Source organism: Actinomadura sp. RB99 (genome assembly GCF_014706005.1).
Taxonomy (GTDB): Bacteria; Actinomycetota; Actinomycetes; order Streptosporangiales; family Streptosporangiaceae; genus Spirillospora.
Genome location: NZ_JABMCA010000110.1, coordinates 1 through 22,910, shown reverse-complemented (window position 1 = coordinate 22,910; position 22,910 = coordinate 1). Strand labels below are relative to the sequence as shown.

The 22,910-nt window shown below is 74.3% G+C and carries 19 protein-coding genes and 1 rRNA gene; 11 read left to right on the top strand and 9 right to left on the bottom strand.

What is annotated here, in order from left to right:
- From rrf to amrb99_RS46465, 3 genes are all read left to right on the top strand, one after another.
- Positions 1 to 81: ribosomal RNA gene (rrf, locus tag amrb99_RS46475) — 5S ribosomal RNA — on the top strand; the annotation flags it as partial.
- Between the two features lie 482 nt (positions 82 to 563).
- A complete protein-coding gene (locus tag amrb99_RS46470) occupies positions 564 to 1,070 on the top strand; it encodes a hypothetical protein (RefSeq protein ID WP_190868496.1) in 507 nt (168 codons plus the stop codon).
- A gap of 133 nt (positions 1,071 to 1,203) precedes the next feature.
- The gene (locus amrb99_RS46465; RefSeq protein WP_190868495.1) at positions 1,204 to 3,489 is read left to right on the top strand and encodes an N-acetylmuramoyl-L-alanine amidase; all 2,286 of its coding nucleotides are present in this window, start codon (positions 1,204 to 1,206) and stop codon (positions 3,487 to 3,489) included.
- A gap of 117 nt (positions 3,490 to 3,606) precedes the next feature.
- Here the strand turns inward: amrb99_RS46465 and amrb99_RS46460 are convergent, their stop codons facing one another.
- Together amrb99_RS46460 and amrb99_RS46455 are read right to left on the bottom strand one after the other, a co-directional pair.
- Positions 3,607 to 5,259, bottom strand: a complete 1,653-nt coding sequence (locus amrb99_RS46460; protein ID WP_190868494.1) for a DNA repair helicase XPB — start codon at positions 5,257 to 5,259, stop codon at positions 3,607 to 3,609.
- A gap of 228 nt (positions 5,260 to 5,487) precedes the next feature.
- The gene (locus amrb99_RS46455; RefSeq protein WP_190868493.1) at positions 5,488 to 5,793 is read right to left on the bottom strand and encodes a helix-turn-helix domain-containing protein; all 306 of its coding nucleotides are present in this window, start codon (positions 5,791 to 5,793) and stop codon (positions 5,488 to 5,490) included.
- A gap of 111 nt (positions 5,794 to 5,904) precedes the next feature.
- On the opposite strand from amrb99_RS46455, the gene amrb99_RS46450 reads away from it, so the two are divergent.
- On the top strand, positions 5,905 to 7,344 hold the full coding sequence (locus tag amrb99_RS46450; protein WP_190868492.1) for an MFS transporter: 1,440 nt from the start codon (positions 5,905 to 5,907) through the stop codon (positions 7,342 to 7,344).
- Here amrb99_RS46450 and amrb99_RS46445 read toward each other — a convergent pair.
- From amrb99_RS46445 to amrb99_RS46435, 3 genes are all read right to left on the bottom strand, one after another.
- Positions 7,320 to 7,718, bottom strand: a complete 399-nt coding sequence (locus amrb99_RS46445) for a hypothetical protein (RefSeq protein ID WP_190868491.1) — start codon at positions 7,716 to 7,718, stop codon at positions 7,320 to 7,322. The genes amrb99_RS46450 and amrb99_RS46445 overlap by 25 nt on opposite strands.
- A gap of 204 nt (positions 7,719 to 7,922) precedes the next feature.
- The gene (locus tag amrb99_RS46440) at positions 7,923 to 10,304 is read right to left on the bottom strand and encodes a helicase-associated domain-containing protein (RefSeq protein WP_190868490.1); all 2,382 of its coding nucleotides are present in this window, start codon (positions 10,302 to 10,304) and stop codon (positions 7,923 to 7,925) included.
- A gap of 202 nt (positions 10,305 to 10,506) precedes the next feature.
- Positions 10,507 to 11,124, bottom strand: a complete 618-nt coding sequence (locus amrb99_RS46435; protein ID WP_190868489.1) for a TetR/AcrR family transcriptional regulator — start codon at positions 11,122 to 11,124, stop codon at positions 10,507 to 10,509.
- 165 nt (positions 11,125 to 11,289) lie between these two features.
- Between amrb99_RS46435 and amrb99_RS46430 the strand changes: the two genes are divergently transcribed.
- Complete coding sequence (locus amrb99_RS46430; protein WP_241756582.1) at positions 11,290 to 11,769, top strand: GNAT family N-acetyltransferase; 480 nt, start codon at positions 11,290 to 11,292, stop codon at positions 11,767 to 11,769.
- Between the two features lie 6 nt (positions 11,770 to 11,775).
- Here the strand turns inward: amrb99_RS46430 and amrb99_RS50375 are convergent, their stop codons facing one another.
- A complete protein-coding gene (locus amrb99_RS50375) occupies positions 11,776 to 12,246 on the bottom strand; it encodes a hypothetical protein (protein WP_206700378.1) in 471 nt (156 codons plus the stop codon).
- A gap of 352 nt (positions 12,247 to 12,598) precedes the next feature.
- On the opposite strand from amrb99_RS50375, the gene amrb99_RS52075 reads away from it, so the two are divergent.
- Together amrb99_RS52075 and amrb99_RS52880 are read left to right on the top strand one after the other, a co-directional pair.
- Positions 12,599 to 13,249, top strand: coding sequence for a haloacid dehalogenase-like hydrolase (locus amrb99_RS52075; RefSeq protein WP_347257155.1), 651 nt, complete (start codon positions 12,599 to 12,601; stop codon positions 13,247 to 13,249).
- 186 nt (positions 13,250 to 13,435) lie between these two features.
- Positions 13,436 to 13,831, top strand: a complete 396-nt coding sequence (locus tag amrb99_RS52880) for a cold shock domain-containing protein (RefSeq protein WP_190868487.1) — start codon at positions 13,436 to 13,438, stop codon at positions 13,829 to 13,831.
- A 54-nt stretch (positions 13,832 to 13,885) separates the two neighbouring features.
- Here the strand turns inward: amrb99_RS52880 and amrb99_RS46410 are convergent, their stop codons facing one another.
- Positions 13,886 to 15,313 (bottom strand): MFS transporter, encoded by a 1,428-nt coding sequence (locus amrb99_RS46410; protein ID WP_241756581.1) that lies wholly within the window; start codon positions 15,311 to 15,313, stop codon positions 13,886 to 13,888.
- Between the two features lie 284 nt (positions 15,314 to 15,597).
- On the opposite strand from amrb99_RS46410, the gene amrb99_RS46405 reads away from it, so the two are divergent.
- Positions 15,598 to 16,344, top strand: a complete 747-nt coding sequence (locus tag amrb99_RS46405) for a DUF3027 domain-containing protein (RefSeq protein WP_347257156.1) — start codon at positions 15,598 to 15,600, stop codon at positions 16,342 to 16,344.
- 76 nt (positions 16,345 to 16,420) lie between these two features.
- Positions 16,421 to 19,402: a hypothetical protein gene (locus tag amrb99_RS46400; protein ID WP_190868498.1), complete on the top strand. Its 2,982-nt coding sequence runs from the start codon at positions 16,421 to 16,423 to the stop codon at positions 19,400 to 19,402.
- A gap of 60 nt (positions 19,403 to 19,462) precedes the next feature.
- On the opposite strand, the gene amrb99_RS53560 is transcribed toward amrb99_RS46400, so the two are convergent.
- Together amrb99_RS53560 and amrb99_RS46390 are read right to left on the bottom strand one after the other, a co-directional pair.
- Complete coding sequence (locus tag amrb99_RS53560) at positions 19,463 to 19,858, bottom strand: DUF2530 domain-containing protein (RefSeq protein ID WP_206700377.1); 396 nt, start codon at positions 19,856 to 19,858, stop codon at positions 19,463 to 19,465.
- Between the two features lie 37 nt (positions 19,859 to 19,895).
- Entirely contained in the window at positions 19,896 to 20,459 is a 564-nt protein-coding gene (locus tag amrb99_RS46390; protein WP_190868485.1) for a TetR-like C-terminal domain-containing protein, read from the bottom strand.
- A gap of 109 nt (positions 20,460 to 20,568) precedes the next feature.
- Here amrb99_RS46390 and amrb99_RS46385 point away from each other — a divergent pair, with 109 nt between their 5' ends.
- Entirely contained in the window at positions 20,569 to 21,036 is a 468-nt protein-coding gene (locus tag amrb99_RS46385; protein WP_190868484.1) for a MarR family transcriptional regulator, read from the top strand.
- A 623-nt stretch (positions 21,037 to 21,659) separates the two neighbouring features.
- Positions 21,660 to 22,901 carry an MFS transporter gene (locus amrb99_RS46380; protein ID WP_190868497.1) on the top strand — a complete coding sequence of 414 codons (1,242 nt, stop codon included), beginning with the start codon at positions 21,660 to 21,662 and terminating at the stop codon, positions 22,899 to 22,901.
- The last annotated feature ends 9 nt before the right edge of the window (positions 22,902 to 22,910 follow it).

The following is a 22,910-nucleotide window of genomic DNA, read 5'->3' as shown; positions in this document are numbered from 1 at the left end:
ATTCCGAACCCGGAAGTTAAGCCCTTCAGCGCCGATGGTACTGCATGGGAGACTGTGTGGGAGAGTAGGACACCGCCGGACATTTTGTGAGGAAGGCCCCGCCGTTCACGGCGGGGCCTTTTCCTTTTCTGGATCCGGGGACGCCGGCGGCCGGTGAGGTCCGGCGCGGCTCGCTATGTAGACGGGACTGTTCGTCAGAGTAGGGTGGCTCTGCGACTCCCCCCGACGTCCGCCTCTGCTCCCAGTGAGGACGACTGCCGACCATGAGCCAGCCACAAGAACCAGGCCAGCCGCAGTGGGCGACTCCGCATCCGCAGCCGGGCCAGAATCCACCGGCGGGAAATCCCGGGCAGCCGTTCGGGCCCCCGGGAATGCCCCAGGGCACGCCCCCTGGGGTTCAGTGGGGACCGCAACCGGGAGGTCCGCCAGGGCCCGGTGGTCCGCCACAGCCGGGAAGTCCGCCGGGGCCTGGGTACCCGGGTTTTCCGTACCAGCAGGGCGCTCCGTTCGGGCCTGGCGGACCGCAGGCGGCACCTGGGCGCGGGCTGAATTGGTTCGGGCTGGTGGTCGCGGGGGCGGCGTTTCTGCTGCTGGTCTCAGCGGTCCTGCCATGGGTGAAAGTGACGTTGCAGGCGGAGGGGCTCTCGTCGGGTGCCGCTCACAGTCTGGACAGGTCGTACAACGGTTTCGAAGGCACCGTCGGCTGGGGTTATCTGACGCTGCTGTGCGCTCTGGCCGCCGGCGGCCTGGGTGTGGTGGGCGCGGTTCTCCGGAATGGACGGCTCGTCGGTGCGGCGGCGATTCCGGGAGTGCTCGGCCTGGTCTCCCTGGGGCTCGCCGCCACGCGTCTCGACTCCGCCAAGTCCGCGGTTCTCGACGGTCAGCCTCGTGCGCTCCCTCCCGTGGTGCACGCTCTCCTCGAGAAGCAGCTGCATGCCTCGCTGGACTTCGGCTGGTTCCTGGCGCTGCTGATGTCCCTCGTGATCACCGGCGTGGGCGTCGCGGCGTTCGTCGCCGCCGCCGGACGGTCGTCCGCTCCGGTGCCGCAGCCGCCATTGCCGAGGCAGTGATCCGTCCCGTTGTTTCTGGCCGATGCTTGCGTGACAATCGTGAGGTTTGGGGCGCTGGTGAGGTAGAGGCGCAGGATCAGGCGCCGTGATGCCGGCCGAAGGGTGATTCGGACCGGGTCGTGATCGGAGAGACATGCTCAGGCGTACTTTGGTCGGCGCGTCCGTCGCCGCGGTCGTCGTCGCGGGAACGGTGACCTATCTGGTCTCCGACGGGTCGGACGCCACGACCTCCGCGGCCGCTCAGCCCGGCCCCGGACGCGTCACCCAGCACGCGTTGCGGGACTTAACGGCCGCCAGCGCGGCGAAGAAGGTGGCGGGGCTGCCCGCCGCGTCCACCGAGCCGTTCAGCCTGCTCGGCGTGACGTGGGACAAGCCGCGGTCGGAACTGCGCGGGACGGTCCGGGTCCGGACCCGGGACGCCGCGTCCGGACGCTGGTCGGGATGGCAGGAGGTCGAGCCGGCCACCCAGGACGCCCCCGATTCCGGTGAGAGCGCGGGGCCGGGGAGCCGTGGCGGGACGAACGGCCTGTGGGTCGGCCCCTCGAACGGCGTCGAAGTGCGGGTGGCCGGGCAGGGCCGCACCCTCCCGGCCGGGTTGCGCGTCGACCTCGTCGACCCCGAAGGGGGCGCGGGCGGAAGCGGGACGTCCCGTCCGCGCGCCGCGGGCGAGGGCGGCACCGATGTCCGGCTCGCGGCGGCCGCCGACCCGGTCGACGGGCCGAGCGACTCGCCCGCCCCGGACACGTCGACGAGCGCGACTCCGGAACCGACCGACTCCGGCGGCGCGGAACCGTCGCCGTCCGAGACGCCGCCGTCCGAATCCCCGTCTCCGACGCCGACCGCGACCGCGACCCCGACCGCTTCGCCGTCGGGGGCCGCGGGAGCCGCGACCGCGGTCACCGCGCCGAAGCCGGCGATGGTGTCGCGGGCGGCGTGGGGAGCCGACGAGTCGCTGGTCAAGGACCCGCCGGAGTACGACACGTCGGTGAAGGCGGTGTTCGTCCACCACTCCGACACCGGCAACTCCTACACGTGCGCCGAGGCCCCGTCCGTGGTGCGGTCGATCTTCCTGTACCACGTGAAGAGCGAGGGCTGGAACGACATCGGCTACAACTTCCTCGTGGACAAGTGCGGCACCGTGTACGAGGGCCGCGGGGGCGGCGTCGACCGTCCGGTGCACGGCGCCCACACGTACGGGTTCAACACCGACACGGCCGGGATCGCCGTGCTCGGCACCTACACGAACGCGAACGAGACGCCGGCGGGCGTCGCGCCGACGCAGGCGGCGCTGAACGGCGTCGCGAAGGTGGCGGCGTGGAAGCTCGGCCTGACGGGCGTCGACCCGACGGGGAAGACGACGCTGACGTCGATGGCGCCGGACGGGACCGGCGGGAAGTACCCGTACGGGCAGAAGGTGTCGTTCGACACGATCTCCGGGCACCGTGACGGGTTCGCCACGGCCTGCCCGGGCGCGCAGCTGTACGCCAAGCTCGGCGACATCCGTACCGCCGCGAAGAAGCTCACCACCCCGGCGGTGGCCGTCACGCTGACCGGCGCGACGAACGCGGGCGGGCGCTACTACACCAAGAGCACGGTGACGGTCGGGTGGAAGCCGGTCGCGTCGGCGACGTACCAGGTCCGCGTGGACGGGGCGGTCGCGGCGACCCCGGCGGCGGGCGCGTCGTCCGCGGAGCTGACGCTCCAGCCGGGCACGCACAGCGTCGTGGTCCACGCGACGTACAGCGACGGCAGCACCGCCGACTCGCCGGCGTCCACGGTCGTCGCGGACGTCACCAAGCCCGTCTTCGCGACGCCGCCGGCGCTGTCGCTGCGGCGGGCAACCGTCAGCACCACCGGCGTTCCCGTCACGCTCGGCTGGAAGGCCACCGACAACGCGCTGCTCAACTCCGTCAAGGCGACGTCGCCGGCCGCCAAGACCTTCGCGGCCACCACGACGAGCTGGGCGGCGACGGCGAAGCCGGGAACGGCGCAGTCGTGGTCGCTGACCGCCGCCGACGCCGCCGGGAACACCGCGACGTCCGGCATCTCCCGGAGCGTCGCGCTCATGCCGGAGGGCCAGTCGACCCGCACGGGCACCTGGAAGAAGACGACGAACAGCTCCTACCTCGGCGGGTACGGGCTCTACAGCGCGAGCAAGGGCGCGAGCGCGAGCTGGACGTTCACCGGGCGCGAGGCGGGCCTGATCGTCAAGCGGCAGTCGAACGTGGGCGCGGTCGTCGTCTACGTGGACGGCGTGAAGGTCGGCACGCTCGACACCCGCGCGTCCACGCTCGCGTACCGGCAGCTCGTCTGGTCGCGGGCCTGGAAGTCCAGCGGCAAGCACACGATCAAGGTCGTCGTCGCGGGGACGTCGGGGCGGCCGACCGTCTGCATCGACGGGATCGCCTACATCGGCTGAGGGGACGGACACCGAAGGGCCCGGCGTGCGCGACGCCGGGCCCTTCGGCCTTTCCGCGTTCTTCGGGTTCTCCTGGCCCTTCGGCCGTCAGCAGGTCCTTCGGATGCCGCCGGCCGGTCAGATCTCCTCGCCCGCGAGGACCGCGTCGGCGTCGACGATCCGGTAGGCGTAGCCCTGCTCGGCGAGGAAGCGCTGCCGGTGGGCCGCGTAGTCCTGGTCGAGGGTGTCGCGGGCGACGACGGCGTAGAAGCGGGCGCCCTGCCCGGACGCCTTCGGCCGCAGGAGGCGGCCGAGGCGCTGCGCCTCCTCCTGCCGCGACCCGTACGCGCCGGACACCTGGACGGCGACGGTCGCCTCCGGCAGGTCGATGGAGAAGTTCGCGACCTTCGACACGACCAGCACGTTCAGCTCGCCGGACCGGAACGCGTCGAACAGCCGCTCGCGCTCGCGGACCCGCGTCTCGCCCTTGATGACCGGCGCGTCCAGCAGTGCTCCGAGCTCGTCGAGCTGGTCGATGTACTGGCCGATGACGAGGGTCTGCTCGCCGCGGTGCCGGTCGACGAGCGCCTGGATGAGCTTGGTCTTGGTGTCGGTGGTGGCGCAGAAGCGGTACCGCTCCTCGGGCTCGGCGGTGGCGTACGCGAGCCGCTCGGAGTCGGTGAGGGTGACGCGGACCTCGACGCAGTCGGCGGGCGCGATCCAGCCCTGCGTCTCCATGTCCTTCCACGGCGCGTCGTACCGCTTCGGGCCGATGAGGGAGAACACGTCGCCCTCGCGGTTGTCCTCGCGGACGAGCGTGGCGGTGAGGCCGAGGCGGCGGCGGGCCTGCAGGTCCGCGGTCATCCGGAAGATCGGCGCGGGCAGCAGGTGGACCTCGTCGTAGACGACCAGGCCCCAGTCGCGGGCGTCGAACAGCTCCAGGTGCGTGTAGACGCCCTTCCGGCGCGTCGTCATGATCTGGTAGGTGGCGATGGTGACCGGCCGGATCTCCTTCTTCGTGCCGGTGTACTCGCCGATCTCGTCCTCGGTGAGCGAGGTGCGCCGGAGCAGCTCCTGCTTCCACTGGTGGGCCGAGACGGTGTTGGTGACCAGGATCAGCGTGGTCGCCTCGGCGCGGGCCATCGCGGCGGCGCCGACGATGGTCTTCCCCGCGCCGCAGGGCAGGACGACGACGCCGGACCCGCCGTGCCAGAACGCCTCGGCGGCGTCGCGCTGGTAGGAGCGCAGCTCCCAGCCGTCCTGGACGAGGGAGATGGCGTGCGCCTCGCCGTCGACGTAGCCGGCGAGGTCCTCGGCGGGCCAGCCGAGCTTGAGCAGCGCCTGCTTCAGCGAGCCGCGCTCGCTCGGGTGGACGATGACGGTGTCGTCGGCGACCCGGTCGCCGATCATGCCCTTGATCTTCTTGGCGCGGAGCACCTCCTCCAGGACCGAGCGGTCCGAGGAGGACAGGACGAGCCCGTGCACGGGGTGCTTCTCCAGCCGCAGCCGCCCGTAGCGCGCCATGGTGTCGGCAATGTCGACCAGGAGCGCGTGCGGGACGGGGTAGCGGGAGTAGGTGATCAGGGTGTCGACGACCTGCTCGGCGTCGTGCCCGGCGGCGCGGGCGTTCCACAGCGCGAGCGGCGTGACCCGGTAGGTGTGGACGTGCTCGGGCGCCCGTTCGAGTTCGGCGAACGGGGCGATGTCCTTGCGGCAGGCGCCGGCCAGTTCGTGGTCGACCTCCAGCAGCAGCGTCTTGTCGGATTGGACGATGAGCGGACCGTCGGTCAATGCAGAAGCCCCCGTCGATGATGGCGATGGCTCGTCCGGACGCCGTGCACGCTACCCGAGGCATGCCGGCGCGTCGCGCGTTCCGGGCGGGCCGCAGGGTTCAACGCCCGATCCGTCCGGGATATTGCGTCGGCCGCCGCCAGTGCGTTCGCGGCCGCCGCCAGTGCGTTCGCGGCCGCCAGTGCGTTCGCAGGTGCTGGCACCGCGTTCGCGGGCGCCGATACGGCGTCAGCGGCCGGTGAGGGCGCCGCAGACGGAGGCGAGCAGGCCGGGGAAGCGCGCTTCGAGGTCGTCGCGGCGGAGCGAGAGGAGGTTCTCGCGGCCGTGGGGGCGCTGCCAGATGACGCCGCTGTCGCGCAGGACGCGCCAGTGGTGGGTGAGCGTCGACTTCGAGATGTCGTCGAGGATGCTGCCGCAGTTGTGCTCGCCGCCGTCGGCGAGGACGCCGACGATGCGCAGCCGCAGCGGGTTGCCGAGGGCGGCGAGGACGTTCTCCAGCAGGATCTGGTCCCGGTCGGGGTGCTGGGCGATCATGCCCGCCAGCCTACGCGAGAGTACGTCAGTACGAATATTGACGAACAGTCGGACTGTACGAGAACATTCGAACAGTCGTTTCCGATCTTCCGAGAAGACAGGACCGTTCGCATGCCCGCACCCGATCGCCGCCGGACGGGCGGGAGCCTCGCGCTCCTGGCCCTGGCGCAGCTGATCTTCTCCCTGGACCTCAACATCGTCTACGTGGCGCTCCCCGACATCGGCGCCGACCTCGGCTTCTCCGGCCAGACCCAGCAGTGGGTCATCAGCGCCTACGTGGTGCTGGCCGGCGGGTTCCTGCTGCTCGGCGGCCGCGCCGCCGACCTGCTCGGACGCCGCCGGACATTCGTCGCCGCCCTCACCGTCTACGCGCTGTCCTCGCTCGCCGGCGGTCTCGCAGGCGCGCCCGGAGTGATCATCGCGGCGCGGGCCGTCCAGGGGATCGGCGGGGCGCTGCTGCTGCCGTCCACCCTGTCGCTGCTCAACACGCTGTTCGAGGAGGGGCCGCGCCGCAACCGGGCCCTCGCGGTGTGGGGCGGCGCCGGGGCGAGCGGGCTGACCGTCGGCGCGCTGCTCGGCGGCGTCCTGACGCAGGCGTTCGGGTGGCCCGCCGTGTTCTTCGTGAACGTCCCGCTGGCCGGGCTCGTCGCGGTCGCGGCGCTGTTCGTGATCCCGGACGACCGGCGCGGCGCGGTCCGGGAGCGACGCCGGTTCGACCTCCCCGGCGCACTGACCGTGACCGGCGGCGCGACCCTGCTGGTGTTCGGGCTCGTCCAGGGACCGGAGACGGGCTGGACGGACCCGCCGATCATCGGCGCGTTCGCCGCCGCCGCCGTGCTGCTGGCCGCGTTCGCCGTGATCGAGGCGCGCGGCGCGGATCCGCTGATGCCGTTCGGGCTGCTGCGCAACCGCAGCCTCGTCGTCGGGGTCGCCACCACGTTCGTGTTCATGGGGACGTTCGGGGCGCTGCCGTACTTCCTGACGATCCTGTTCCAGAACGTGCACGGGTTCTCGGCGCTGGAGACGGGCCTGGCGTTCCTCGTCCCGTCCGTGGCGATCGCCACCGGCACCCAGCTCGGCGAGCGGATGGTGGGGCGGTTCGGGACGCGGCGGACGCTCGTCGTCGGGTTCGCCGCCGGGGTCGCGGGAACCGCGCTGCTCGCCGCCGGGTTCGACGTCGACGCCGCGTTCCTCACGACCGTGCCAGGACTGGTCGTGTCGGGGGTCGGGCAGGGGCTCGTGTGGACGGCGATGTGGATCGCCGCGTCCACCGGCGTCGCGCCGGAGCGGCAGGGTGTCGCGAACGGGATGGCGTCGACGGCACTGAACCTCGGCAACGCGATCGGCCTCGCCGTGCTGACCGCGGTCGCGAACGCCGGAACGGGCGGGCGCACCGGCGACCTGCTGCGGGCCGCGATCGCCGACGGCGGCCGCACCGCCGTGCTGCTCGCCGCCGCGGGCATGGCCGCCGGGATGCTCGTCGCGCTCGCGCTGCACCGCCGGCGCGCCGCGGCGCCGGCCCCGGTTCAGACCCCGCCGGTCGAGGTGTAGCCCGGGTCGTGGGTGAGGATGACGGCGAAGTAGACGACCGCGATGATGATGCCGATCAGCAGCGACGCCGCGAACAGCGACCAGCTCCAGATCGTCAGCCGCCGCGCCGAGGCAGGGTCGGTCTGCACGCGGCCGAGGGCGAGCGCGCCCGTCACGATGCCGGGGATGGCGACGATGTTGCAGCACAGCAGCGCCACGACGCAGTTGCACACCAGCGCCGCGATGGCGGAGCCGTTGTTCGCCGGCGCCTGCGGCACGCCGGGCGGCCCGTACGAGCCGTACGCGCCGGCGTCATCCCATCCCGGCGTCCCGCCCTGCCCGTAGCCGCCGTACGGGTCGTGCCAGCCGGGCGGCACCCCTCCGTATCCGCTCACCGGTAGCCCTCCTCGCGCTTGAGGGCACGGTACCGGCCCGATAGCGCACATGGTTGGACAGATCGGGCGTTCCGCCGGTTCCCTTCGGCCCCCGGTGCCCTCAGGCCGGATCCGGCCGGGTCAGTGTGCGAACGGGTCAGTGTGCGGGCCGGGTCAGTGTGCCGGACGGGGCACTGTGCCAGCCGGGTCAGTGCGCCGGACGGGTCAGGACTCGTCGTCCAGCTCGGCGACGCCGGTGATGCGGTGCAGCGCGAACCGGTGCACGGCGGCGCGGGTCGCGTCGTAGCCGGTGAGGAAGCCGCCCTCCACCCGGACCGGCTCGACGATCCGGCTGGACGCCTGGCCCTGCTGGTCGAGGTAGCCGATCCAGACCCGGCCGCCGCGGTCGACGGCGCCGCGCAGCCGCTCGATCGTCGCCATCGCCGGGGACCGGGGCGGCTCCCCGGACGGGGCGTCCGCGCGCAGCCGCGCCTGCTCGGCGCCGTGCCGGGCCGCCTCGTCGCCGGCCCGCAGCGCGCGCACCGCCGCCGAGATCATCGAGTCGTCCGCGGTCTCGTCCGGGCGCAGCCGGACGATCTCGGCGGTCGGTGGCGGCTCGGCGCGCTGCGCGTCCGGCCGCGTCACGATCACCCCGCCGCCCGGCGACTCGGCCACCGGCGCGAGGCCCAGCGCGCGCAGCCCGTCGAGCAGCTCGCCGCGGTGCAGGCTGGACGCCAGCACCGTCGGGGCGAGCCGGTGCAGCCGCAGCGCCGCCGCGCGCCGGTCGGCGAGGATCTCGTCCAGCGTGCCGGCGGAGTCCGTCCGCACGTACGAGGCGAGGGAGCCGACCCGCAGGTGCCCGTGCCGGCGCGCCACGTCGTCGATGAGGTAGGTGAGCGGCTGCGGCAGCGGCGTCGCCGAGTGCCGGGCCAGCAGGCCGGTGACGTCGTCGGCGGTGCGCCCGGCGTCCAGGGCGCGGCGGATCGACTCGGGGGTGAACCGGTACACGGTCGCGCCGCCGGTCGACTCGACGTCGGCGGCGAGCGCCAGCTCCCGGCTCAGCTCGGTGACCAGCGGGCCCGGCGCGACGGCGGTCAGGTCCGCCTGGATGAGGATCCGGTCGACCGGGTCGGGCAGGTACTTCTCCAGGCCGGGCTCGGGGTCGCCGCCGGCGAGCAGGTCGCGGGCGAACGGCGCGAGCTCGCCGAACCCGGTGAGGCCGAGCGCCGCCGCCTCGCGCAGCGTCCAGCCGACCAGCCGGTCGCGGGCCGGGCCGCCGCGCCGGGGGCGCAGCCACGCCAGCCGGGCCCGCAGCGCGTCGGCGTCCACCGCGGTGCCGCGCTCGGCGCCCGCGAGGATCTCCAGGACGGTGCGGCGGGTCGCGGGCGCACTGCTGCGCACCATCGCCTCGCTCAGCGCGTTGATCAACCGGTCCCGGTCGTCGCGCTCCCCGGCGAGGCCGGCGGCCCGGTCCGACTTCAGCCAGCCGCGCGCCAGCTCCGTCCAGCGGCCCGCGGTGTCGCGCATCAGCCACAGGTCGTAGGCGGGGGTCGGCAGCCACTCGCCGTCGAGGTCGCCGCTGCGGGTGAGCAGGCCCGCCGCGTACGCGACCTCGACCAGCAGCGCCGCCTTCCACTCCGGGACGTCCAGCAGCGTCGCGGCGTTGCGCAGGTCGCGGACGGCCAGGCCGCCGCTGCGCAGCACCGGCGGCGGGTCCAGGCCCCAGCGCTCCAGCAGCTCCTCGATGAGCCGGACCGCGTTGAACGCCTCGCCGGCGGCGGCGCGGACCACCATGTCCTCGCCGCGGGGGCCGCCGGACGGCGCGTCGCCGAGCGGCGGCGGCTCGGCCGGGAGGTCCTGGAACAGGCGGCCGCCGCGCAGGTGGAGCGCGATCTCCCGGGGCAGCGTGACCGTCCGGTCGTCCTCGGCGGCGAGGAGCCCGCGCGCGAGGAGGCGCTCGATCGGGGTCGCGGCGGTGTCGACCCGGACGGGACGGCGCGCGTCGGCGACCCGCCCCACCGGAGGCCCCCAGGCGAGCGCGTCCAGCGCGGACCGCGCCTCCGGGCCGGCGGCCTCGACCAGCGGCGCCGGGTCGGCCAGCAGCTCGGCGAGCCGGCGCAGCAGCCGGGCCGCGTCGGCGAACCCGCGCGGCGCCTCGCCCTGCAGGTCGGTGACCAGTGCGGCGAGCCGCTCGACGGGGTACCCGGCGAACACCTCCCGGACGGGCGGGCCCAGCCCCGCCGGATGCGGCAGGCCCTGCCGGACGCCCGGCGCGGCGTTCAGCGCGCCGTCGCCGCCGTTCCACACGAGCCCGAACCGCAGCAGCCGGTCGACGGCGTCGCCGGCCTGGTCCGCGGTGGCGCCGAGCGCGGCGGCCAGCGCGTCCGGGAGCACCGGCGAGGGCAGGACGAGGACCGCCTCCAGCGCCGCGAGCGTGAACCGGTCGAGCCGGTCGAGGGCGCGCGACACCGCGGCGGGCGTCGCGGCGCGCGCGGCGAGCGCGGTCAGGTCCGCGGGGACGGGCGCGAGCAGCTCCGGACGCGCGGACAGCAGCGCGCGGAGCTCGTCGTCGGCTCGTGCGCGCAGCCAGTCCGCATACGATTCCATGCCGTTCGCCACCTTAGTGTCGCGGGCGTCCCGGCTCGCCGCGCCCCGGGAACGGGGCGTTTCCGCATGTCGGACGCTGCGAGTGCGGGACCCTCCCAGCGTATGAGCGGAACGGTGCGGCCGGTCCGGCGCGGCGGCACGTGGAGGAACGCGTGCCGGACACGCCGCCCGGCGCGATACGGGAACCGGCCGGAACGGCGGGTCAGGACGCCGGCGTGGGCTCCAGGTTCACGAGGCCGAGCCCGAGCCGGGCCCAGCTCTCCACGAACCGCTTCTCGTCGATCCGCGTGGGCGGCTCGTACATCGACTCGTTCGCCAGCCAGTAGTTGACGACGGCTCCGCCCAGGATCGAGGCGACCGCCGCCCAGTCCTCCTCGGCGCCCGCGTACTCCGGCTGCTGCGACAGCCACGTCGCGATGCCGTCGTACAGCGGGTTGACGATGCCCTCGCGCATCTCGGCGACCAGGTTCGGGAACTGGTCGAGGTCGCGGAACAGCACCCGGATCAGGTCCTGCTCCTCGCGCATCTTCGCCAGCCCGGCCTGGCAGGTCATCCGCAGCCGCACCTCGAGCGGGCGGTCGGCGAACACCTCCGCCTGGTCCAGCACGGTGGTGATCTGCTGCCGGGTCCGCTCGATGTGCTCGCGGATCGCGGAGGCCAGCACCTCCTCCTTCGACCGGAAGTGCCGGTACAGGCCCCCCGCGCCGGGCGACAGCCCGGCCGCCGCCTCGATCTCGGCCACCGAGGTCGCCGCGTAGCCCCGGTCGGCGAACAGACGGAGCGACTCGGCCACGATCCGCTCGCGCGTAGATGTCGTCATGGTGATGAATTCCTCCGGAAGAACAGTAAGGCATCTTGGACCTGCGGGCTCCTGCCGCGCCCCGGCGCGCCCGAATTCGTGACGCGTCTCGCCCCGCGCCGGGGGCGACTAGAGTTCGATGCCCGCGCCCCTGAGCCGGAAGGGGCGTCGCCGGAAGGGTCGACGATGTTCATGTCTCCGCGGAAGGCGGCCGACGGGGCCTTCCTCCCCGAGGACTTCGTGGTGCCCACGCTGGTCGCCGGACCCCGGTTCCAGATCCGCCCGATCACCGTCCACGACGTCGTCAAGGACTACGGCGCGGTGATCGGCAGCCTGGACCGGCTCGCCGGCCGGTTCGGCCCGGAGTGGGGCTGGCCGGACCGCGAGTTCACCTTCGAGCAGGCGCTGATCGACGTCGCGTGGCTGCAGAAGGAGGGGCAGCTGCGCCGCTCCTTCAGCTACGTGGTGAACACGCCGGACGGGGAACGCCAGCTCGGCCGCATCCACGTCGCCCCGTCCGACGAGCCCGGCGCCGACGCCGTCGTGGTGTTCTGGGTCCGCGCCGACGAGGAGGACACCGCGCTGGAGAAGGACCTGGAGGACTTCGTCCGCGAGTGGGTCACCACGGCGTGGCCGTTCGACGTCGTCCGCTTCCCCGGCCGGTAGCAGGGGTCAGGCGGCGCGGCGGACGACGGCCACGATGATCCGCCCGATGACGAGGTAGACGAGCGCGGCGAGGCCGTAGTTGACGGCGATGTCGACCTTGGCGTTGTCGGGCTGGAAGACGTCCTTGAACTGCCAGGCCAGCTCGTCCGCGCGCGCGCCGAACCAGTGCACGATGTCGTTGCCGGTGTTGGCCTCGAACACCACGAACAGGATGTGCACCGCCAGCACCAGCACCACGATCGTCGTCACGACCGAGATCACCGTGGCGATCAGGTTGACGGTGCGCCTGCGGGCGGCCGCCGCGGACGCGGTGAACGGCCGCCGCGACCGGTGGTCGCCCGGGTCGACGCGCGTCCCGGTCATGGCGTGCCGCGCGGTGGTGCCCGTCCCGGCGGGTTCGGTACGGGCGGGGTCCCGCCTCACCGGTTCCTGCGCGCTCATCGTGCGGTCCGTGTCGTCTGCCCTGTTGTCCGCCATGGGGCGCCCTCCTTCGCCGGGCCGGCCTGCGGCTGATCGTCCTTGGGGTGGTGGTGGCTCGTTCGAGCCCTACGTTTTTCCTGGTCAGGCGGTTTTCGCCAGGGGCCGCGGGTATCACCTCGACACGGGCGGCCGCCCGGAACCCGGCAGACCAGACCGGGCCCGGGCACCACAGGTCCCCGCGCCAAGAGTTCCCGCGCTCTCCTACTCGGATCCCGTCGCATCGCCACTACCGGGAGAGCGCGGGTACTTGCGTCCGGGCCCGTTCGGCGAGGGCCTGGTCGCCGCGGTCCGTCCCGCGCGCGCCCCGGCGTTGGCTTTCGCTCCATACCGGACCTTTACCCTGTGTGGCGTGCTGGACCTTGATTCGCCGAAGATTCCCCGTCCGGATGGTGCCGATTTCTCCGTCGGCTTCGATCTCGACCTCACGCTGGCCGACACGCGCGCCGCCATCGGCGCGGTGTACGCGGCGATCGCGGCGGAGACCGGTGTCCCCATCGACATCGACGCCGTCGTCCGGCGGCTCGGTCCGCCGCTGGAGGTCGAGCTGGCGTACTGGTTCCCGCCGGAGCGGATCCCCGCGATGGCGGAGCTGTACCGGGCGCTCTACCCGGACGTCGCGCTCCCGGTGACCGAGGCCATGCCGGGCGCCGTCGCGGCGCTGGAGGCCGTCCGCGCGGTGGGCGGCCGGGTGGTCGTCGTGTCCGGGAAGAACCAGCGCGACACCGAGCGGACCGTCCGCTTCCTGGGGCTGGACGTGGACACCGTCGTCGGCGGGCTGTTCGGCGCCGACAAGGGCGCCGCGCTCCGCGAGCACGGCGCGCGCGCCTACATCGGCGACCACACCGGTGACGTGGACGCCGCGCGCGCCGCGTCCGCCGTGGCCGTCGCGGTCGCGACCGGCGCGTTCGACTCCGCCGCCCTCACCGCCTACGGGGCGGACGTCGTCCTGCCCGACCTGACCGCCTTCCCCGGGTGGCTCACGGGGTTCGCGGCGGTCTGACGGAGCGCCGGGCCGCCTCTCGCGGGGTGCCGCCGGGGCCGATATCGAGGTGCCGCGGAGGCGGCGTCCGGGATAGCTTCATCCCGTTGCCCCAGGGGCTTCGCGGGGGTCCCGGCGTGTTCACCGGTACCCGGCGAGGCACTAATCTTGGGGTCGATTCAGGACGATTACCGAACGAGGTATCCCGTGCCGACTGGCAAGGTCAAGTGGTACGACTCCGACAAGGGGTTCGGCTTCCTCACCCGCGACGACGGCGGTGAGGTCTTCGTGCACTCCTCGGCGTTGCCGGGCGGCGTGACGACGCTCAAGCCAGGCCAGCGCATCGAGTTCGGCGTGGTCGAGGGCCGGCGCGGCCAGCAGGCGCTGCAGGTGCGCGTGCTGGAGAGCCTGCCGTCGGTCGAGCGGACCATCGCCAAGCAGCGGCGCAAGAAGCCGGACGAGATGGTCGTCATCACCGAGGACCTGATCAAGCTTCTGGACGGGATCTCCAACACCTACCGGCGCGGCAAGCATCCGGCGCCGGCCGAGGCGAAGAAGATCGCGACCGTGCTGCGCGCGGTGGCGGACGACATCAGCCCCTGACCGGACGGCGCCCGGGGCGGGCCGCCTCCGGAGGGCGCGCCTCGCGGTGGTGCGTCAGGCGCGCATCCGCGTGTGCGCGTCCTTGATCGGGGTGCCCGCCGCGGCCGGGACGCGGTGGCGCGTGCCCGCGCGGCGGGTCAGCAGCAGGCCGAGCGACAGCGCGAGCGCCGCCGCGACGACCGCCAGCGCGACCCGGCCGTCCGCGACGATCGACATGCCGAGGCCGACCAGCCCGCCGACCACCCAGGCGAGCTGGTGCAGCGTCTCGGTCACCGCGAACGTGGACGAGCGGACCTCCTCGCCGATCTCCCGCTGCACGACCGCGTCCATCGACAGCTTGCCGAGGACCTGACCGAGACCGGCCGCGAGCGCCACCGCGAGCGCCGCCCACAGGCCGAAGAACAGCGCGCTGACGGCCGTTACGGCGGTGACGGCGGCGAGGGTCGCGGTGACGATCAGCCGGGGCGCCCGCGCCTTCATCCAGGCGCCGAGGGCGGTGCCGATCAGGCCGCCGGCGCCCGCGAACGCCGCGAGCAGGCCGAGCGCGAGGTTGTGCGACACCGGGTCGAACCGCTCCTGGCGGAGCAGGAACGCCAGGTAGAGCACGAGGAAGCCGGACAGGGCGCGCAGCACGGCGTTCGCCTGCATCGCCTCCGCGACGACCGGGCCGACGCGGGGCAGCGTCCGCCAGTGCCGGGCGGGCCGGCCGGGCTCGGCGTCCGCCGCGTCCCCGGCACCGGTTCCGGTGGCGGCCGCGTCCGGCGGCGCCTCGGCGGTGTCGGGCATGTCCACGTGCTTCGGCAGCCGCATCGCGAACACGATGCCGAGCAGGAACAGCGCCGTGCCGATCCGCAGCACCCAGCCGGGGCCGATCAGCACGGCGAGGCCCGCGCCCGCCGGAGCGGCGACCGAGGAGGCGATCAGCCCGGCGAACGAGGCCCGCGCGTTCGCCGTGACCAGCGTGATCTCGTCCGGCAGCAGCTGCGGCGTCACCGCCGCGCGCAGCACCCCGTACGCCTTCGAGGTCACCAGGACGCCGAACGCGGCGGGCAGGAAGGTGACCGGGTCGTTGTGCGCGACGGCGCCCGCCATGCCCCAGCACAGCAGCCCGCGGATCGCGAACGTGGCGGCCACCGCGTACCGGCGGACGTGCCGCATCCGGTCGAGCGCGGGGCCGATCAGCGGCGCGACCAGCGCGAACGGCGCCATCGTGACGAGCAGGTAGAGGGCGACCTGGCCGCGCGCCTGGTTGACGTCCAGGCCGAAGAACAGCGTCCCGGCGAGCGCGACGGTGACCATCGCGTCGCCGGCCGAGTTCAGCGCGGACGCCTCGATGAGGTCGCCGAGGCCGCTGCGCCCGGCGCCGCGCGCGTGCGTGACACGCCGGGTGAGCCGCCCGGCGCCGCACGCGGCCGAGAGCATGCCGCGCAGCGTCCTGCCCGCGCCGCCCACACCGACGCGTATGGAGCGTCGCAGTCCCATCGCGCCCTGATCTCTCCTCGCGGGATTCGTGCCGCCTCCGGCCGTCGCGACCCGCCTGGTCGCGCATCCGGCCGCCTGATTGAGAGTACGTTCCCTTTCGGCGGGCCGGATCACCTCGCGCCGGCCGCGGCCCGCGTGTCGGGTCATGCCCCGGGATGCGCGAGAATCGAGATGTGAGCCCAACGCGTCAGTCCAGCCCCGCGCGTACCGCCGCCGCGCGCACCACCTCCGGGCCCGCCCGCCGGACCCGCACGCCCGCCGTCGATCCCGCCTGCGCCGAGGCGGTGGACCTCGCGCGGACCGCGGCCGAGGAGACCGCCCGTCCCGCGCCGGTCGGGGAGCATCTCGGCCTGCGCGCCGAGGGCGACCGGGTGGTCACGCACTATTTCGCCGCGCTGGACCCGGCCTACACGGGCTGGCAGTGGGCCGTCACCGTCACCCGCGCCGCCCGCGCCAAGATCGTCACGGTGAGCGAGTGCGTGCTGCTGCCCGGCGACGACGCGCTGCTCGCGCCGCAGTGGGTGCCGTGGCTGGAGCGGCTGCGGCCCGGCGACCTCGGCCCCGGCGACCTGCTGCCGACCGCGCCCGACGACGTCCGGCTCGCCCCCGGCTACGCGCAGGTCGACGAGTCCGTCGAGCGCGAGGCGCAGTGGGAGCTCGGCCTCGGCCGGGTCCGGGTGCTGTCCCGCGAGGGCCGCGACGAGGCCGCCGCCCGCTGGTACGACGGCGTCGCGGGGCCCCGCGCGCCGATCGCGGCGTCCGCGCCGGCACAGTGCTCCACCTGCGGGTTCTACGTGTCGCTCGCGGGCGGCCTGCGGCAGATGTTCGGCGTGTGCGCCAACGAGTACGCCCCGGACGACGGCCGCGTGGTGTCCGCCGACCACGGCTGCGGCGCGCACTCCGAGGCCGTCAACCTGCCGGCGGCGTCCGAGCACAACCCGCCGGTGATCGACGAGCTGGGCTACGACGTCGTCCCGTCCGCCGGCGAGGACGCCGGGTCGCTGGACGACGAGGCGCTCGGGCACAGCTGACCGCGACGAGACCGGACCGGGGGCGCGCGCCGTCCCTCCGACGAGCCGCGACCCGCGCGGCGAGGTGGTGACCGAGGTGGCCGCGGACCCGTTCGGCACGCGCGTGCTGCGCGAGCGCGTCCTGCGCGCCTGGGACGAGTCCCCGGCGCGCTTCCGCGAGGACGCCAACACCGAGGAGGACCACGCCCTCGGCGGCTACCGCGACCGCGTGGTCATCGAGCTGGCACAGAACGCGGCGGACGCCGCGCTGCGCGCCGCCATTCCCGGACGGCTGCGGCTGTCGCTGGACTCTGCCGGCGCGGTGCTGACGGCGGCGAACACGGGCGCGCCGCTGGACGCCGCGGGCGTCGAGGCCCTCTCCACGCTGCGGGCGTCCGCGAAGCGCGACGACGCGGGCGCGGTGGGGCGGTTCGGCGTCGGGTTCGCGGCGGTCGTCGCCGTGACCTCCGAGCCGTCGATCGCGTCCCGGACCGGCGGCGTCGAATGGTCGGAGGACCGGGCGCGCGCGCTCGCGGGCGGCCTCGCCGGGGTCGCGGACGAGCTGGCGCGGCGGGAGGGCCGGGTCCCGCTGCTGCGGCTGCCGTTCGAGGCCGAGGCGCCGCCGGAGATCCCGGACGGGTTCGACACGGTCGTCCGGCTGCCGCTGCGGGCGGGCGCGGCCGATTCCGTGCGGCGGCAGCTGGAGCAGGTGGACGCGGCGCTGATGCTGGCGCTGCCCGCATTGGAGACCGTCGAGATCGACATCGGCGGCGACGTCCGGGTACTCACCGCGGAGCGGCGCCAACCGGGGCTGGTCGTCGTCGACGGGCAGGCGTGGCGGACCGTCGAGGCGCATGGGGCGACGCCTGGAGAACTGCTTGAGGACCGGCCCGTCGAGGAACGGGCGCGCGCGTCCTGGCAGGTGCGATGGGCGCTCCCCGAGGAGGGCCTGCCGGACGGTACGCCCGCCGTCGTGCACGCGCCCACGCCCAGCGACGAGCGGCTCGACCTGCCGGCGCTGCTCATAGCGTCGTTCCCGCTCGCGCCTGACAGGCGGCATGTCGCGCCAGGCCCCTTGACCGACTTCCTCGTGGCGCGGGCCGCCGAAGCGTACGTGGACCTGCTGAAGGCGCGTCCGGCCGAGCCGCGCTTGCTCGATCTGGTCCCCGGCCCTGTGGGCGCCGGGGAACTCGACGCGCGGCTGCGGCGGGCCGTCCGCGAACTCCTGCCGGAAGCGGCGCTTCTCCCCGTCCCGGACGACCCCGAGGGCCGCCGGATGCGCGGCCGGGACGCCGTGGCGCTGGACGCGCCCGCCGCCTTCCTGGACCTCCTCGCGGGGCGCGCCGGCGAGGAGGCCGTCGTCGGCGGGCTCCTGCCGCCCGGCTGGCCGGCGCGGAGCCCGGCGCTCGCCGCGCTCGGCGTCCGCCGCGTCGAGCTGGCCGACGTCGTGGACGAGCTGGCCGCTGTGGACCGCGGACCGCGCTGGTGGCATCGGGTGTACGAGGCGCTCACCGAGGCCGCCAGGGACGCTCTGGGGGCGCTTCCGGTGCCGCTGGCGGGCGAGTCGGGACGGCTGGTGCGCGGGCCGCGCGGCCTGTTGATCGCGGACGGCGTCGATCCGGCGGGCCTCGACGCGCTCGGGCTGCGGTTCGTGCATCCCGACGCCGTCCATCCGCTGCTGCTGCGGCTCGGCGCGGTCGAGGCGGGCCCGCGGGCGGTGCTCGCCGACCCGGCGGTGCGGGCCGCCGTGGAGGACTCCTTCGACGCCGACGACCCCGGCGCCGTCGCCGAGGCCGTCCTGGGCCTGGTCGCGGCGGCCCGGCTCGACCCCGGCGAGGAGCCGTGGCTGGCCGAGCTGGCGCTCCCCGGCGACGACGGCGATCTCTACCCCGCCGGCGAGCTGCTCCTGCCGGACAGCCCGCTGCGGACCGTGATGGCCGGCGACGCGCCGTTCGGCGTCGTCGCGCCCGAGACGCTGGAGCGGTGGGGCGCCGAGACCCTCACCGCCGCGGGCGTGCTGGACGGCTTCGCCCTCGCGCGCGCGGAGGACGTGAACCTGTCCGGCCTGCTGGACGAGGCCGAGACGCTCGAACTCGACGACGAGGACCGCTGGGCCGACCACGTCCTCGAACGGATCGGCCCGCAGGAACTGCCGCCGCACGTGCCGGAGTTCCAGGCCGTCCGCGATCTGGAACTGGTCGACGACTGGCCCGCCGCACTGCGGCTCCTGGCCGCACCGCCATGGCGCGCCGCGATCGTGGAGCCCGCCCATGTCGCCCTGTACACGGGCCACCGCGCCGTGGTCCCGTCCTACACCGCGTGGTGGCTGAGCCACCGCCCCATCCTGGACGGCCGTAGACCGGGCGAGTTCCGCCTCCGAGGCGACGACGCGCTCGCAGGGCTCTACGACATCGCCCCAGAGGGATTCGACGAGCAGCTACTGCTGGCCTTGGGCGTCCGTACATCGCTGGCCGATCTGCTGGACGAACCCGGTGGCGCCCAAGAGCTGCTCGACCGGATGGGCGATCCGGAACGCACCGTGAGCCGCGTCCAACTCGGCGGTCTATGGACGGCCCTCGCCGACGCCGACGTCACGGTGGAGCCGCCCGAAAGCGTGCGCGCGGTGGTGGACGGCGTGGTCGAGGTCGTCGACGCCGCCGACGCCCTCGTCCTGGACGGCCCCGACGTCCTGCCGCTACTGGCCGGGCAGCCCCTCGTCATCGCCGCGCAGGGACGGGACGCGCGGCTCGCCGAACTGCTCGACCTGCCCGTGGCCGGTGACGAGGTGCCCGGCGCGGTGGAGACTGCGGGGGAGAAGCGGCCCGTCCCGGACGCCGTCCGGGCGGTGCTGCCGCACGCGCCGGAGACCTACCTCGCGCACGAGCGGCTCATCGTAGACGGCCAGGACGTCCCGTGGTGGACGAGGGACGGCGAAGTCCACGCGAGCGGGACCGGCGGCCTCGCGCGCGCACTCGCGTGGTCCTGCGAGGACTGGGCGGCCAGGCTCCTCGCCGAGGCCGTCCTCCGCGACCCGGACGCCCTGCCCCTCCTGCTGGCCGAGGACGACCTGGAGCCCTAGCCCCGGGGTTCTGGACGGCCTGGAGTTCTGGGCGGCCTGGCTTCCAGCCGTCCTGGGGTTCTAGACGTCCGCCTCGGACGTCTCAGAGGTCTTGGAGGTCTTCGAGGTCTCGGACGCCTCCGCGACGGCGTCCTGGCGCGTGGCCCCGGGCCCCCTGGGCCCCCCGGGCTCGCCATCGGCGGGCAGCGTCGCGTCCTCCACGGCGGCCTCGCGGCGGGCGGCGCGGGCGGCCTCCTGGCGCTCGCGGCCCGCCTGGAGCCGCGGGATGTACCAGATGCCGAACAGGCCGGTCACGATCCCCGTCACGCACACCCACAGCCACCAGCGGTCCCCGGACGGCGTCCCGGCCACCAGCAGGACGACGAGCGCGATCGCCCACGCCACGGTGCCCGCGAGGGCCACGCGGACGTCGTTGGTCCGCATGGGCGGCGGGTCCGGACGGCGCGGAGGGGTCATGGAGATCAGGTTACGCGGCGGGCGGGCGAGAGGGGCGTCACACCCGGGGCTGGGAGAAGCCCGAGGTGAAGAGGGTGATCAGCCGCTCGTAGCTGGCCTCCAGGTCCTCCGGGAGGCCGAAGCCGCCCGCCGCCTCCAGGATGGCGAAGCCGTGCACGGCGGAGCGCAGGCAGCGGGTCGCGTGGACGAGCTCCGGGCCGTCCAGGCCGTAGCCGCGCAGCACCGCGTAGAGGACGCCGAGGACGCGTTCGGCGGCGGCCTCGGCGAAACGCCCGTGCTCCGCGGACTGCTCCAGCGACGCGTAACGGCTAGGGTGCTCCACAACGTAGCCGCGGTAGGCGCGCATGATGGCCGCCACGGCGTCGTCCCGGGAGCGTCCCATGGCGGCGGTACCGAGGCGGTCGGCCAGCTCTTCGAGGATTCTCGCGGTCACCAGCTGTCGCAACTCGGCCAGGTTGCGGACATGCTTGTAGAGGGAGGGGGTCGCGACCCCGGCCCTTCCGGCGACCGCGGCGAGCGTGAGGGCGCCCGGTCCGCCGGCGTCCACGACGGCGATGGCGGCGTCCACCACCGCGTCCGGCGTCAGGCCCGCGCGCGGCATCCCGATCCTTTCTTCGACTACTTGATAGCCAAAAAGCTAATAGGATTAGCTGCACGTGTCAAGGAGCGGGCGTGGCAGCATGGGTGACCAGCACGGGAGAACGATGACGATGACTACGCCACCGACCGGCGGCCGGACCGCCTCGCCTCCGGGGCTGGCCGAGGAGCTGCGCATCTCGATCGCGCGGCTGTCGCGCCGGCTCCGGCACCTGCGGCCGCCGGCGCCCGACGGCGGGCCGAACCCGCTGTCGCTCACCCAGTTCGCGGCGCTCGCCGCCATCGAGCGGCACGGCTCCATGACGCCCCGCGAGCTGGCCGACCACGAGAAGGTGCAGCCGCCGTCGATGACGCGCGTCATCGCCTACCTGGAGGAGCGCGGGCTCGTGGTGCGCAGCCCGCATCCGACCGACGGGCGCCAGGTGGTGCTGGTGGCCACCGAGGACGGCTCGTCGCTGCTGCGCGCCGAACGGCGCCGCAAGGAGGCGTGGCTGTCCACCCGGCTCGGCGAGCTGACCGACGACGAGCGCGAGATCCTGCGCCGCGCCGCGCCGATCATCGACAGGCTCAGCCGCTCCTGATCCCGCCCTGCCGCATCCCGCCCTGCCGCCCCGCCCTCGCCCCGCTCGGCCGCCGCTCCTGACGCCGCCCCGCCGCCGGTCCCGGGCGGCCGGTTCCGGTGCCGTGAGGCGGTCCGGTTGCCGGAATAGCGGTCGCGCGATTATCGTTAGCCTTGATAATGACTTCTGCTAACGATGGACACGATGAACCGGACGGTGCCCCGGCGCGCGGGGCGCGCTCCGGGCGGGCCGGCCGCTCCGGGGCCGCGCTCCCCGTAGCGCCCCGCGCGCACCGTCGCCGTCCCGCCCCCCGTACCCCCGCCCGTTCCCCTCACGCGGCCGTCCATCCGGCGGGCCGCCCGGACGCCGCCGGGCCGCCGCCGCACGCCGAGCGCGCCGGGCTCCCGGCTGGAGCGGTCCAAACGACCGCCGGACCGCCCGCCGCCGAGGCCGACCAGGCCGCCGACCGGGCCGCCGCCGAGGCCGATCAGGCGGACCAGGCCGCAGGCGCCGTCGTCGCCGCCGAGGAGACCGACGCCGTCCTCGAAGCCCCGGACACCGCCCCGAACGCGGCCACGGACGCCGACGGGGACGCCGACGGGGACGCCGAGCCGGAAGACCCCGAGGAAGCCCCGCCCGGCGGCATGTTCCGGTCCCTCCGGACCCGGAACTACCGCCTGTACGCCATGGGCCAGGTCGTCTCCAACACCGGCACCTGGATGCAGCGCGTCGCGCAGGACTGGCTCGTCCTCGACCTCGCCCACAACAACGGCACCGCGCTCGGCATCACCACCGGCCTCCAGTTCCTGCCGCTGCTGCTGTTCGGCCTGTGGGGCGGCGTGATCGCCGACCGCTACCGCAAGCGCCGCGTCCTGATGATGACGCAGGTGTCGATGGGCGCGCTCGCGCTGATCCTCGGCGTCCTCACCGTCACCGGCAACGCGCAGGTCTGGCACGTGTACCTGCTGGCGTTCGGGCTCGGCCTCGCCACCGTCGTCGACAACCCCACCCGCCAGTCGTTCGTGATCGAGATGGTCGGCAAGCGCGACCTGCCGAACGCGATCGCGCTGAACAGTGCCACCTTCAACGGCGCCCGGCTGCTCGGCCCCGCCGTCGCCGGCGTGCTGATCGCCGTCATCGGCACCGGCCCGGTGTTCCTGGTGAACGCCGCGTCGTTCGGCGCCGTCCTGCTCGGCCTGTACGCGATGCGCGAGAGCGAGCTGCACGACTCCGGCACCGTCAAGCGCGCCAAGGGGCAGCTCCGCGAGGGGCTGCGGTACGTCCGGGGGCGCCGCGACCTGGTCCTCGTCCTGGTGATGGTCGGGTTCGTCGCGACGTTCGGCATGAACTTCCAGATGACGACCGCGCTGGTCGCCAAGGAGGTCTTCCACACCGGCGCGTCCTCGTTCGGCCTCGCGTCCAGCATGCTGGCGCTCGGCGCGCTGACCGGCGCCCTGCTGGCGGCGCGGCGCTCGACCAGGCCCCGGCTCCGGCTGCTGATCCTCGCCGCGATGACGTTCGGCGTGATGGAGACCGCCGCCGGGCTCGCCCCCACGTACTGGTCGTTCCTGGTGCTGCTCGTCCCGGCCGGGATCGCGCTGATGACCTTCACCACGTCGGCGAACGCGACGATGCAGCTCGGCGTCCAGCCCGAGATGCGCGGCCGCGTGATGGGCCTCTACATGTTCGTCTTCATGGGGACCAACCCGCTCGGCGCGCCCACCGTCGGCTGGATGGCCGAGCACTTCGGGCCCCGGCTGAGCATCGTGCTCGGCGGGCTGGTCTCGATGGCCATCGCGGTCGTCGTGGCGGCGCTCGCGGCGCCGCGCGGCTCGATCAGGCCCGCGCTGGCGCGGCTGGCCCGCGTCCCGGCCGCCGGCCGCTGACGCCCCGCG